The organism is Croceibacterium atlanticum, assembly GCF_001008165.2.
In the GTDB taxonomy this organism is placed as follows: domain Bacteria; phylum Pseudomonadota; class Alphaproteobacteria; order Sphingomonadales; family Sphingomonadaceae; genus Croceibacterium_C; species Croceibacterium_C atlanticum.
This window is the reverse complement of record NZ_CP011452.2, coordinates 247,121-259,228: the sequence shown is the minus strand read 5'-3', so window position 1 is coordinate 259,228 and position 12,108 is coordinate 247,121. Positions and strand designations below refer to the sequence as shown.

The 12,108-nt window shown below is 62.3% G+C and carries 14 protein-coding genes; 7 read left to right on the top strand and 7 right to left on the bottom strand.

All coding sequences use genetic code 11. The features are described from left to right. Positions 1 to 105 precede the first annotated feature (105 nt). Positions 106 to 1,293 (top strand): alpha-hydroxy acid oxidase, encoded by a 1,188-nt coding sequence (locus WYH_RS01315; protein WP_046902393.1) that lies wholly within the window; start codon positions 106 to 108, stop codon positions 1,291 to 1,293. On the opposite strand, the gene WYH_RS01310 is transcribed toward WYH_RS01315, so the two are convergent. Further along, the gene (locus tag WYH_RS01310; protein ID WP_169780663.1) at positions 1,250 to 1,570 is read right to left on the bottom strand and encodes a TehB-like domain-containing protein; all 321 of its coding nucleotides are present in this window, start codon (positions 1,568 to 1,570) and stop codon (positions 1,250 to 1,252) included. The two genes, WYH_RS01315 and WYH_RS01310, sit on opposite strands and share 44 nt — an antisense overlap. An 87-nt stretch (positions 1,571 to 1,657) precedes the next feature. Then, on the bottom strand, positions 1,658 to 2,158 hold the full coding sequence (locus WYH_RS01305; protein WP_046902392.1) for a group III truncated hemoglobin: 501 nt from the start codon (positions 2,156 to 2,158) through the stop codon (positions 1,658 to 1,660). A gap of 78 nt (positions 2,159 to 2,236) precedes the next feature. Here WYH_RS01305 and WYH_RS01300 point away from each other — a divergent pair, with 78 nt between their 5' ends. Both WYH_RS01300 and WYH_RS01295 read left to right on the top strand, forming a co-directional pair. Continuing rightward, a complete protein-coding gene (locus tag WYH_RS01300) occupies positions 2,237 to 2,680 on the top strand; it encodes an RrF2 family transcriptional regulator (protein ID WP_046902391.1) in 444 nt (147 codons plus the stop codon). A gap of 46 nt (positions 2,681 to 2,726) precedes the next feature. After that, a complete protein-coding gene (locus WYH_RS01295; protein ID WP_046902390.1) occupies positions 2,727 to 3,380 on the top strand; it encodes a peptidylprolyl isomerase in 654 nt (217 codons plus the stop codon). Between the two features lie 444 nt (positions 3,381 to 3,824). Here WYH_RS01295 and sdhA read toward each other — a convergent pair whose 3' ends face one another. From sdhA to sdhC, 3 genes are read right to left on the bottom strand one after another with little or no spacing between them, the layout of a single operon-like run. Further along, positions 3,825 to 5,645, bottom strand: a complete 1,821-nt coding sequence (gene sdhA / locus WYH_RS01290) for a succinate dehydrogenase flavoprotein subunit (protein WP_046902389.1) — start codon at positions 5,643 to 5,645, stop codon at positions 3,825 to 3,827. Then, the gene (sdhD, locus tag WYH_RS01285; protein WP_046902388.1) at positions 5,645 to 6,031 is read right to left on the bottom strand and encodes a succinate dehydrogenase, hydrophobic membrane anchor protein; all 387 of its coding nucleotides are present in this window, start codon (positions 6,029 to 6,031) and stop codon (positions 5,645 to 5,647) included. Before sdhD ends, sdhA begins: the two co-directional genes overlap by 1 nt. 11 nt (positions 6,032 to 6,042) lie before the next feature. After that, complete coding sequence (sdhC, locus tag WYH_RS01280) at positions 6,043 to 6,423, bottom strand: succinate dehydrogenase, cytochrome b556 subunit (protein WP_046902387.1); 381 nt, start codon at positions 6,421 to 6,423, stop codon at positions 6,043 to 6,045. Positions 6,424 to 6,533: 110 nt separating this feature from the next. On the opposite strand from sdhC, the gene WYH_RS01275 reads away from it, so the two are divergent. From WYH_RS01275 to WYH_RS01260, 4 genes are read left to right on the top strand one after another with little or no spacing between them, the layout of a single operon-like run. Then, the gene (locus tag WYH_RS01275; protein WP_046902386.1) at positions 6,534 to 7,244 is read left to right on the top strand and encodes an SDR family NAD(P)-dependent oxidoreductase; all 711 of its coding nucleotides are present in this window, start codon (positions 6,534 to 6,536) and stop codon (positions 7,242 to 7,244) included. After that, the gene (gene bla / locus WYH_RS01270; protein WP_046902385.1) at positions 7,234 to 8,160 is read left to right on the top strand and encodes a subclass B3 metallo-beta-lactamase; all 927 of its coding nucleotides are present in this window, start codon (positions 7,234 to 7,236) and stop codon (positions 8,158 to 8,160) included. Before WYH_RS01275 ends, bla begins: the two co-directional genes overlap by 11 nt. Beyond that, positions 8,157 to 9,062, top strand: a complete 906-nt coding sequence (locus WYH_RS01265; RefSeq protein ID WP_046902384.1) for a 50S ribosomal protein L11 methyltransferase — start codon at positions 8,157 to 8,159, stop codon at positions 9,060 to 9,062. Before bla ends, WYH_RS01265 begins: the two co-directional genes overlap by 4 nt. Beyond that, on the top strand, positions 9,035 to 9,724 hold the full coding sequence (locus WYH_RS01260) for a DUF2459 domain-containing protein (RefSeq protein ID WP_244877942.1): 690 nt from the start codon (positions 9,035 to 9,037) through the stop codon (positions 9,722 to 9,724). Before WYH_RS01265 ends, WYH_RS01260 begins: the two co-directional genes overlap by 28 nt. A 35-nt stretch (positions 9,725 to 9,759) precedes the next feature. Here WYH_RS01260 and WYH_RS16935 read toward each other — a convergent pair whose 3' ends face one another. Together WYH_RS16935 and ligA are read right to left on the bottom strand one after the other, a co-directional pair. Further along, positions 9,760 to 9,915, bottom strand: a complete 156-nt coding sequence (locus WYH_RS16935; RefSeq protein ID WP_169780653.1) for a glycine zipper domain-containing protein — start codon at positions 9,913 to 9,915, stop codon at positions 9,760 to 9,762. 4 nt (positions 9,916 to 9,919) lie between these two features. Further along, positions 9,920 to 12,103: an NAD-dependent DNA ligase LigA gene (gene ligA / locus WYH_RS01255; RefSeq protein ID WP_046902383.1), complete on the bottom strand. Its 2,184-nt coding sequence runs from the start codon at positions 12,101 to 12,103 to the stop codon at positions 9,920 to 9,922. Between the last annotated feature and the right edge of the window lie 5 nt (positions 12,104 to 12,108).

The window sequence follows — 12,108 nt, the reverse complement described above, 5'->3', positions numbered from 1 at the left end:
CCTCCCTGACGTTTACGCCTGTAGTCATATCGACTACGTTTGTAAACATGAAGCCTGGATGAACCGCTTTGCCATGGCAGGCTTCGCCGTTTAAGCCTTGCAGGCATGGACCGCCCGCCGCATCGCGTCACCTCGCTCGCCAAATGCCACAATATCGCGGATTTCCGCGAACTGGCGAAGCGCAGACTGCCCTATCCCGTCTTCCATTATATTGACGGCGCAGCCGACGATGAATCGACGAAGAGCAGAAATACATCGTCCTTCGACGATGCCGACCTGGTGCCCAATGTGCTGGCCGGGGTCGAAAATATCGATACATCGGTAACGGTTCTGGGGAAGAAAACGGCCCTGCCGCTGATGCTTTCCCCCACGGCGTTGCAACGCCTGTTCCACTGGCAGGGCGAACGCGCCGTTGCCGCCGCGGCAGAGAAATTCGGCCTGTGGTTCGGCATTTCCAGCCTCGGCAGCGTCGCCATCGAAGAGATCGGGGCACGCTTCACCGGCCCGAAAATGCTCCAATATTACTATCACAAGGACAAGGGGTTGAACGCCGCCCTGCTGGAACGTGCGCGCGCGGCCAATTTCGATGCGGTGACTTTGACGGTCGATACGATCGTGGGCGGCAATCGCGAACGGTGCCAGCGCACCGGCTTCACCACCCCGCCCAAAATCACGCCCGGCAGTTTCCTGTCCTACGCCGCGAAGCCGCGCTGGGGGCTGGATTTCCTGTTCCGGGAAAAGTTCGAACTGGCCAACCTGAAAGACCATGTGAAGGAAGGCAGCAATTTCGCCCTTTCCGTGGCGGAATATTTCAACACCATGCTGGACCAGTCGCTGGACTGGAAGGCGGCCGACAAATTGCGCGAGGATTGGGGCGGAAAGTTCTGCCTGAAAGGCATCATGTCAGTCGGCGATGCGCGGCGCGCGGCCGAAATCGGCGTGGATGCGATCATGATTTCCAATCATGGCGGGCGGCAACTGGATGGCAGCCGCGCCCCTTTCGACCAATTGGCGGAAATCGTCGATGCCGTGGGCGACAGGGTGGAAGTGATCCTGGATGGCGGCGTCAGGCGCGGCACCCATGTTCTGAAAGCGCTGAGCCTGGGCGCCACGGCGGTTTCGGGCGGGCGGCTCTATCTCTATGCGCTGGCCGCCGCGGGGCAGGCAGGCGTGGAACGCGCGCTGACACTGCTGGAGGCGGAGATTGTCCGCGACATGAAACTGATGGGCGTGACCAGCGTGGATCAGCTCAGCCGGGAGAATCTGCGCTGGCGCTATCCCGGTGGAAGGTGATCCTCACCGTGAAGGGGCCATCTCCCTCCACGTGATGCAGGGCCTGTGGCGGAACGATCAGTTCGACTGGCGCGGTCAGCATTTCCGCCCCGCCCGTTTCATCGTCCCACACGAAGCGTAACGATCCTTCGCTCAGCAGGAGGACCGCCCATGTGCCGGGTTTGAGACTATGTTCCGCGCGCAAGCCCTGGGGCAGGCTCTGTGCATCGAACGGCCCGATCGTGCGATATGCCTCGCTTGCCGGTGGCAAGTCGCCCCGCGGCGTCAGCCGGACCATCGACCCGCTCATGCCGCGATCAGGCGGATGGCCCGCCCGGCCATGCACCGGTGGCAATATGATGGAGAACCGGGCCGAGAACAGGTTTCAGACATGGGGAAGATCTTCACCCGCACGCCCGGCGGCAAGGCCATCCCGGCGCATGGCAATGGCGGTCAGCAGGCTGTCCGCGATCATCCGCGCCCGCTTGCCGACAAGCGCGGTCGCGTCGGGATGCCCTTCGGCTTCCCGCAAGGTCAGATAGAACAGGTCGAGCCAGCGGGAAAAATGGCCGAGATCCAGCCCGGGAATGGCAAGATGCTTCACCATCGGATTGCCGGAAAATTCACCGCTATTCAGCAGGACGGAACGCCAGAACGCCTTCATCCGCGCAAGATGCGCCGGCCAGTCGGCAATGCGTTCAGCGAAGATGGGGCCAAGCACCTCGTCCTCCCGTATCCGGCCATAGAATGTTTCCACCATGTGATCGATATAGTCCGCATCAACGCCGATCGCTTCGGCCGCCGCGCGCTTTTCGGCACGCTTGCGTTCCGCATGGCTGCGGATCTCAGGATCGTCGGCGCGGGATCGGGCAGCAGAAATGGACATGGCGACTCTTTTAACAGGTATTTGTGATACCTATTACGCCTCATTGCCGTTTAAATCAATATTTGATATGCGTATTTTATGCAACTCAACCTCCACAGCGATTATGCCCTGCGCATTCTGATGACGTTGGCCGCGGCTAACCGACAGATGTCGGTTGACGAGATTTCCCGCCGCTACGCCATATCGCGCAACCACCTGTCCAAAGTGGCGCAGCGGCTGCAGGCCGAAGGTTTCGTGAAAACTTTCCGCGGGCGCGGTGGCGGGATGCGGCTTGCCCGCCCGGCGGAGGAAATAAGCGTCGGAGAAGTTGTGCGCCGGTTCGAAAATCTGAACGGTTTCGTGGGTTGCTTCCCCGGCGGCGCGGGCTGCGTTGTTGACGGGCTATGCGCGCTGAAGCCCGCGCTCGGCGGCGCGCTGGATGCTTTTCTTTCCCATCTCGACGCTTATCGGCTGAGCGATCTCATCCCCGACCGCGCCGCCTTTATGGAACGGCTGGACGGGGCCGCGACGCTGCCTGCCTGACGGCGCCACGCTTCACGCATGGGCGCCGACAAGGCACATTCGCGCCATGTTCAAACGATTCGCGCTCGCTTCCGCCCTGATCCTCTCCTCCCCTGCCCTTGCGCAGGAGGCCCCGGCCACACCCGATCCGGTGCCGGAAGAGGCCGCGCCGAAAACGGTCGCGGTCGTGTTCGAAACCGAAATGGGCGACATCACCATGGCGCTGGAGGTGGAACGCGCACCGATCACCGCAGGCAATTTCCTGCGCTATGTCGATAATGACCGTTTCGACGGCACGGTTTTCTACCGCGCCATGCGGCTCGACTGGGGCGAACAGCCCAATGGCTTGCTGCAGGGCGGGACGCAGAACGATCCTGCACGGATCATGGCCCCGATCGCGCATGAACCGACCAGCGAAACCGGCCTGACGCATGACAAGGTCGGCGCGCTGTCCATGGCCCGCAATGAACCGGGCACGGCCACCGGCGATTTTTCGATCATGGTCAGCCCCCAGCCTGGCCTGGACGCCAATCCCGCCGCCGAAGAGGAGGACTTCCGCCTTGGCTACGCCGTGTTCGGCCATGTGACCGACGGGATGGAAGTTGTCCGCGCGATCTTCGATTCCCCGGTGGACCCGGAAAAGGGCGAAGGCTGGCTGAAAGGCCAGATGCTGGCCCAGCCGGTAAAGGTGATCTCAGCGCATCGGGTGGAAGACAGCTAAACCAGCTCCAAGTCCCTAGTCCTAGTCGGCTAGATCTTGTCAAACTCTGAGCCCAACGGCCGAAAATATTCAATACACGCAGTCGGCAGATTTGCATCTTCAACACAGGTCAGTTGAATTCGCACGTGTTCCCCATCCCATCGTTTTTGGAACAAGTCATCTTTGCGAATTGCAGCAGAGCCTCTGCCATATTTTGCCGAAAGTAACGCGACAAGCCTTTGCCGCAAGTCGCGAATCTCTATTGCCTGAAATGCTCGAACAAAATCCAATTGAACTAATCGATTACCATCTTGGAGTTGCTTCCACGATGCCACGAACTCACAATCACAAAGTTTAACAGAGCATAGTTCAATGGGGTTTTCACCCTTAGCTTCGGGGTAAAGAGTCCTTATTTCCTCTGGTGTCGAGGAAACAGAAACCCCACCCCAAAGCTCAAACCTCAACTCAGTAAACCCGCTTCTTCGGTTCGATATATTTCGCGTCTTCAGTCAGGGTGAAGTCGTGGACCGGGCGGTAATCGATCCTGATATCGCCGCCCTTGCCGCCCCAGCCTTCGAACCACACGGCAGTGTGCTTCATCCATTCGGCATCGTTGCGATCCGGATAATCCTCATGCGCGTGGGCGCCGCGCGATTCCTTGCGGTTATGCGCGGAATGCATGGTCACAGATGCCTGCGAGATGAGGTTGTCGAGTTCCAGCGTCTCGATCAGATCAGAGTTCCAGATCAGCGACTTGTCGGTGACGGAAATGTCTTCCATCGACTTGTAGATCTCGGCCAGCTTCACCTTGCCTTCCGCCATCAGTTCGTCCGTGCGGAACACGGCGGCATGGGCGGACATGGCGCGCTGCATGTCGGTGCGGATCTTCGCCGTCGGCGAACCGCCATTGGCATTGCGGAAATGGTCGAGACGGCCCAGCGCCATATCGGCGCTGTCCTTGGGCAGTTCATCCTGCGCCGCCCCTGCCTTGACGATTTCCTTGAGCCGGTGGCCGGTTGCGCGGCCGAACACGACGAGATCGATCAGCGAGTTGGAGCCAAGGCGGTTCGCGCCATGGACGGAGACGCACGCCGCCTCACCCACGGCGAACAGGCCGGGAACCACGGTTTCCGGATTGCCGTCCGCGCCGATCGTCACGACTTCGCCGTGATAATTGGTCGGGATGCCACCCATATTGTAATGGACGGTCGGCACCACGGGCAGCGGTTGGCGGGTCAGGTCGACACCGGCAAAGATCTTGCCGCTTTCGGTGATGCCCGGCAGCCGTTCCGCCAGCACCTTCGGATCGATATGGTCCAGATGCAGGTAGATGTGATCCTGATGATCGCCCACGCCGCGGCCTTCACGGATTTCCAGCGCCATGGAGCGGGAAACCACGTCACGGCTGGCCAGATCCTTGGCGGAAGGCGCGTAACGCTCCATGAAGCGTTCGCCTTCGGAATTGGTCAGATAACCGCCTTCGCCGCGCGCGCCTTCGGTGATGAGCACGCCGGCGCCGTAAATGCCGGTGGGGTGGAACTGCACGAATTCCATGTCCTGCAACGGCAGGCCGGCGCGCAGCACCATGCCGCCGCCATCGCCGGTGCAGGTATGGGCGCTGGTGCAGGTGAAATAGGTGCGGCCATAACCGCCCGTGGCCAGCACCACGGCCTGTGCGCGGAAGCGGTGGATCGATCCGTCATCGAGACAGATGGCGATCACGCCCACGCATTTGCCATTGTTCATGATCAGGTCGATCGCGAAATATTCGATGAAGAAATCCGCGTCGTATTTCAGGCTCTGCTGATAGAGCGCATGGAGCATGGCGTGCCCCGTGCGGTCCGCCGCGGCGCAGGTGCGCTGGACCGGCGGGCCTTCGCCCATATTCTGCATGTGGCCGCCAAATGGCCGCTGGTAGATCGTGCCGTCCTGGTTGCGGCTGAAGGGCACGCCGGCATGTTCCAGTTCGTAAACCGCATGCGGCGCTTCGCGCACCATATATTCGATCGCGTCCTGATCGCCCAGCCAGTCCGAACCCTTCACGGTATCGTACATGTGCCATTGCCAGTGATCGGGCGTGTTGTTGCCGAGGCTGGCGGCGATGCCGCCCTGCGCGGCGACCGTGTGGCTGCGAGTCGGGAAAACCTTGGTGATGCAGGCCGTCTTCAGCCCGGCTTCGGCGCTGCCCATAGTGGCGCGCAGGCCGGAACCGCCGGCACCCACCACGACCGTGTCGTAAGTATGGTCGATGATCTTGTAGGCAGGCTGGGTCGATGCGTCAGACATCAGGCGGCTCCTCCGAGCGCGAGGCGGGCAATGCAGAACAGGCCGAATGCGGCGCCGCCAAAGGCCGCGAGATTCAGCGCGAGGATGACGGCGAACTTGTTGCCCGCTTCATGCACGTAATCTTCCAGCATGACCTGCAGGCCGAGCTTGGCGTGCCAGAAGGTGGAAATCACCAGCAGGGCCATGGCCGTGGCCGGGACCGGCTTCGCGATCCATTCCGTAACCTTGGCATAGGACAGGTCCGGCAGCATCACGATGGAGATCGCGAAGAAGCCGACCAGCAGCAGGTTCCCCACCGCAGTGAAGCGCTGCAGCAGCCAGTGATGCGTTCCTTCATGCGCCGGGCCCAGCCCGCGCACGCGTCCGATCGAGGTTCCGTTACCCATGTGGCAAGTCCTTAGGAAAGCAGGATCGCGGCCCAGAAGGCCACGGTGAGGACGACGGCGATGACGATGGTTCCGATCGACCAGGCGCGATTGGTCTTCAGTTCATAGCCTGCGCCGATATCCAGCACGAAATGCCGGATGCCCGATGCGAGGTGATTGAAGAATGCCCAGCTGATGCCGACCAGAACGATATATCCGATGGGTGTGGTCGCGGCCCAGGCGAAGGTTTCATAAGCCTCCGGCCCGCTGGCCATTGCGCCCAGCCACCAGAGCAGAACGGGCAAGGCCACGAAGGCCATTCCGTCCCCGGTAACCCGGTGCAGGATCGAGACCAGCATATGCGGTCCCCATTTCCAGATCTGCAGATGCGGTGAAAGCGGCCTGTTTGCCATTGCGTGCCCCGTAAATTCGAGTGTTCTGTCCCCTTAGCGATTGTGCCGCCGCTGACAAGGATGGTGGCGCTTCCCTTTTCGCCCGGCCTTTGCACCGCTAGGGGGAATATATGCCCAATATACTAGTTACCGGATCCAGTCGCGGCATCGGCAAGGCCATTGCGGAAACGCTGCGCGCCCGCGGTGCAACCGTAATCGGCCATGCCAGCTCCGCACATGACAAGGACATGATCGGCGCCGATCTGACCGAACCTTCCGCCCCGCAAATCCTGTGGGAACAGGCATTGGAAAGAGCCGGCGGCCGGATCGACATCCTGATCAACAATGCCGGTCTGTTCCAGCCCAACCCGCTCGATTCGTCCGACATCGCCTGGCTCGATGCGTGGGAAGATACGCTGCGGATCAACCTGACATCGGCGGCCCAGCTATCCCGATACGCAGTCCGCCACTGGCTCGAAAATGGCCGTGAAGGCCGGCTGGTGCACGTCGCCAGCCGCGCAGGGCATCGGGGGGATTCGCCGGCACACTGGCATTATGCGGCGGCCAAGGGCGGAATGCTGGCCATGCACAAGACCATCGCCCGCGCCTATGCGGACAAGGGCGTGCTGTCCTTCGCCATCGCACCGGGCTTCGTGGATACTTCAATGGCGGGGGATTATCTTGCCAGCCGGGGCGGCCCGGGCCTGCTGGCCGATATTCCGCTGGGCCGCGTGGGCGAGCCGGATGAAATAGCGAAGATCGCCGCATTTTGCGCACTCGACGCCCCGGCGAGCATGACCGGAACGACAATAGATGCCAATGGCGCAAGCTATGTTCGCTAGATTCGCTCTTCTCGCCGCCGCTTCGGCGCTCGCTTCCGCCCCGGCTCTCGCCCAGTCCGGGCAGGACGCACCGCCACCGCGCGAATCCACCGGCAAGGGCTGGGACGATGCCGAACAGAAGGCATGGGCCGCCGCCTGCGATGACTGGGACGATTGGGACAAGCCCGGCCCGCCCTTCCGCATCTATGGCAATTCCTATTATGTCGGCACATGCGGCATTTCCGCGATCCTGATCGTAGGCGATCAGGGCAATGTGCTGATCGACGGCGGAACCCGCGCCGGGGCCGATGTGATCGCCGCCAATATCGAAAAGCTCGGTTTCGAGCTGGGCGATGTGAAGCTGCTGCTGACCAGCCACGAACATTTCGACCATGTAGGCGGCATTGCCGAATTGCAGCGCCGCACCGGCGCGAAACTGCTGACATCCGAAGCCGCGAAACCGGTGATGGAAAGCGGGATCGCGGCCGGGGAGGATCCGCAATCGGGAATGCATGACCCGTTCGAAGCGGCCACGGTCGATGGCACGGTGGAAGATGGCAAGCCGGTCCAGCTTGGATCGCTGGTGCTGATGCCGATCGCCACGCCCGGCCACACGCCCGGCGCGCTGAGCTGGCAATGGCGGTCCTGCAGCGGATCGACCTGCGCCACTCTGGTCTATGCCGACAGCCTCTCCCCCGTCAGCAGCGACAGCTACCGCTTCAGCGACCATCCCGATTATGTCGAAGCCTATCGCGACGGGCTGGCCAAGCTGGCCGGGCTGGACTGCACCATCCTGCTGACGCCGCACCCATCGGCCAGCAATATGCGCAAACGCCTGTCCTTCGGCGCCCCCTTTGGCGAGCCGTCCTGCGGCGCCTATGCCCGCGACGTGGAAAAGCGGCTGGATGAAAGGCTGGCGGAGGAAGCCGGGAAGTGAGCTGGAAACTGGTTGCGCTGGCGCCCAAGCCGGTCATTCAATCCGCCCTCGCCGCGCATGAATCGCTTTGGGACTGGGACGCGGAAATCGTCCTCACCGGATCGGAAATTGCCGAGGACCGGCCCGATGACTGGCAGCTGGACGCTTATCTGCCGCGCCGCCCGACCAAGGCTGATCGCGAGGCAGTGGCCTCTCTCTTTGCCGATGGCGCGCCGGAACTTGTGGCCGAAAAACTGCCCGATACGGATTGGGTAACGGAAACGCAGAAGCAGGTCGCGCCGATCCGGGCGGGCCGGTTCCACGTCCACACGCCGGATTACCCGGCGGACGATACGCCGGGCGTGGTGAATTTCACCATTCCCGCCAGCCAGGCATTCGGCACCGGGCAACATGCCACGACCGTCGGCTGTCTTGCCATGCTGGATGCCATGAAGCAGCGCGGCGTTGTGGTGCGCAATCTGGCGGATATCGGCACCGGCACCGGACTGCTGGCCTTTGCCGGGCTGGCGCTGTGGCCCAATGCCCATGCAACAGCCAGCGATGTGGACGCGGTCTGCCTGCCGGTGGTGGAAGAAAACTGCGCGCTCAACCGCGTGGCCATGGGCCAGGGCCCCGGCGCGCTGACCATGCTGGTGGCCGAAGGCATGGATCACCGGCAATTGCAGGCCCGCGCGCCTTATGACCTGCTGATCGCCAATATCCTGGCTGGCCCGCTCGTCTCCCTTGCCGGGGATTTCGCCGACGCGATCGCGCCGGGCGGATCTCTGCTGCTGGCGGGACTGCTGGAAACGCAGGAAGGTGCAGTTCGCGCCGCCTATCGCACGGCCGGGTTCCGGCTGGCCGGGCGGTTGGTGAATGGCGACTGGTCGATATTGTGGCTGCGCCGGCGATCCATCGGCTGATCCGCGTACTGGGCACGTTCCTGATCGGGGTAGTTCTGGCGCTGGTCCTGTTCGCGCTGGCCGGGTGGATCGGCAGTTCGATCCCTCGCAATGCAGGCTGGCAGGAACCGGATCGCGGCGTGACCGTGATGGTGGAAAGCAATGGCATCCACACCGCCATCATCATGCCGCTGCTAACGAAGGAAAAGGACTGGCGCCGCGATTTTCCCGTGGCAGACATTGCCGACAGGGATCGGCCCTATACCCATGTCTCGGTCAGCTGGGGGGAACATGACGTATTCCTCGAAACGCCGACCTGGTGGGATCTTTCGCCCATTACCGTAGCGCGAATCATCGGCCTTGGCGGTGAAGGCGTGCTGCATGTGGCGCATTATGTCCGGCCCGCCCCGTCGGACCATGCACGGCCCGTGCGCCTGACCCGCGCCGAATACCGCCGGCTGGTGGCGGCAATAGAGGGCACCATCCCGCCCCGCCCGCGCGTGATCCATCCCGGCTATGGCGGGCAGGACGTGTTCTACGACACGCATGGCCGCTACACGCCCACCAATACCTGCAACCAGTGGACCAGCGACATGCTGGCCCGTGCAGGGATGCGCATGGGCTGGTGGACGCCCTTTGCCGGCGGCGTGATGAAATGGCTGCCCGAACCGGGCGAGAGCTGACCGGGTTGGAATAATCGCCGGACAAGCCTGCGCCTTTAGTCCTCGTCTTCCGATTGCTTCCGCGCCGACAGGGCAACGCCCAGTGCAAGCCCAAGCGCAATGCCGACCGCGACATTGCCAAACGCCACGCCGAAGGCGACGCCCAGGGCAATGCCAAGGCCGATATAGCGGGGGCGGCCGAAGCTTTTCACCGCCCTAGCCCGCGGCATTCACGATATCGGCCCAGGCCGCTTCGTCGATCACCTCTATGCCCAGCTCCTCTGCCTTTCTCAGCTTGCTGCCCGCACCCGGACCGGCAACCAGCAGATCGGTCTTGGCGCTGACCGAACCGGACGCCTTGGCGCCCAGCGCTTCTGCCTGCGCCTTCGCTTCGTCCCGGCTCATGGTTTCGAGCTTGCCGGTGAACACCACCGTCTTGCCGGAAACGGCGCTCTCCTTCGTCTCCACTTCGTAGCGCGGAGGGTCGAGCAGGCCCGTCTGCGGGTCGAGCAGATCGTTCCATACGTCGCGATTGTGCTGTTCGTGGAAGAAGTCCGCAAGGGCAAAGCCGACCGCGGTGCCGATACCATCAGCGCGGACTTCCAGAATGTCCTTGATCCTCTCCACCATGCGGGTGTTGAACTTGCCCTCGGACTCACCCTCTTCGCGCGGATTTTCTTCGCGATATGAATGAATTGCTGCGGCCTTTTCGGGCAATATGCGAATATCGCCCAGCCCTTTCATCAGGTCCCGCGCAGTAACCGCGCCGACATGGCGAATGCCGAGGCCGAACAACAGCCGCGCTGCATCGGGCCGCCTTTTCGCCTCGATCGCGTTCAGCAAATTGTCGACCGATTTTTCCTGCCAGCCATCCAGTGCCAGGATATCGTCCCGCTTTTCGGCCAGACGGAAGATGTCGGCCGGGCTTTCCAGCCAGCCCAGCGAGAAGAACTGGTCAATCGTCTTTTCGCCCAGCCCTTCGATATCCAGCGCGCCGCGGCTGACAAAATGGTTGAGCCGCTCGGTCCGCTGGGCCGGGCAGACCAGGCCGCCGGTGCAGCGGACATCGACCTCGCCCTCTTCCGCCACGGCCTCGCTGCCGCATTCGGGGCAGTGATCGGGGAAGGTAAAGGGTTCGCGCTGCTGGCCCCGCGTCAGATTTTCCACCACTTGCGGAATCACGTCCCCGGCGCGCTGGATCACGATCCGGTCGCCCGGACGCACGCCCAGCCGTTCGATCTCGTCGCGATTATGCAGCGTGACATTGGTGACGGTAACGCCGCCCACCAGAACCGGGGCGAGCCTGCCGACCGGGGTCAGCTTTCCCGTGCGGCCGACCTGAATGTCGATCTGTTCCAGCACGGTTTCGGCTCTTTCAGCCGGAAATTTATGCGCCATCGCCCAGCGCGGGGACTTGGCGACAAAGCCCAGCCGCCGCTGCCAATCGAGCCGGTCAACCTTGTAAACGACCCCGTCGATTTCATAATCGAGCCCCGCACGACCTTCCGAAATGCTGCGATATTGCTGCAGCATTTCCTTGACCGAATTGCATAATTTCAGATCCGGCGAGATCGGCAGACCCCATTCGGCAATGCGCTGCATCACCTCATGCTGCTTTTCGCCCGGAACTTCCGATGCCGCGCCCCAACCATGCGCCCAGAAGCGCAGATTGCGCGATGCGGTGACACTGGCATCCTTCTGCCGGAGCGAACCGGCAGCGGCATTGCGGGGATTGGCGAACTGCCTCGCCGATGCGGGATCGAATTCCTCGCCCTTGTCTTCGGCCTTTTTCCGCGCCTCTTCGAGAAGATGCTCATTAAGCGCAGCAAAAGCCTGTTTTTCCATATATACTTCGCCGCGTATCTCGAAAACATCGGGCGCCTTGCCAGACAGTTTCTGCGGGATATCGGCAATATGGGCGACATTGGCGGTGACGTTTTCGCCCACCTGCCCATCGCCGCGCGTGGCGGCCAGCACCAGTTCGCCCTTCTCGTAACGCAGGGAGCAGGAAAGACCGTCGATCTTGTCCTCCGCCGTGAAGGCAATCGTCTCTTCTTCTCCCAGCGACAGGAACCGGCGAACGCGGGCGACGAATTCCTCCACCTCCTCATCGGAAAAGGCATTGTCGAGGCTCATCATCCGAACCTCGTGCTTCACCTTGGACAGGGGCGAAGCGGCAATCTCGTGCCCGACTACGCGCGAGTGGGAATCCTCCCGCACGAGATGGGGAAATGCCTCTTCCAGCGCGGCATTGCGGCGGACCAGCGCATCGAATTCCTGATCAGTGATCTCCGGCGCGTCTTCCGCGTGATAGAGCCGGTTGTGATGGGCGATCTGCCGCGCCAGACGCATCAGCTCATTGGCGGCTTCCGCCTCACTCAATTCCTTCGGATTCTTCATCGGAC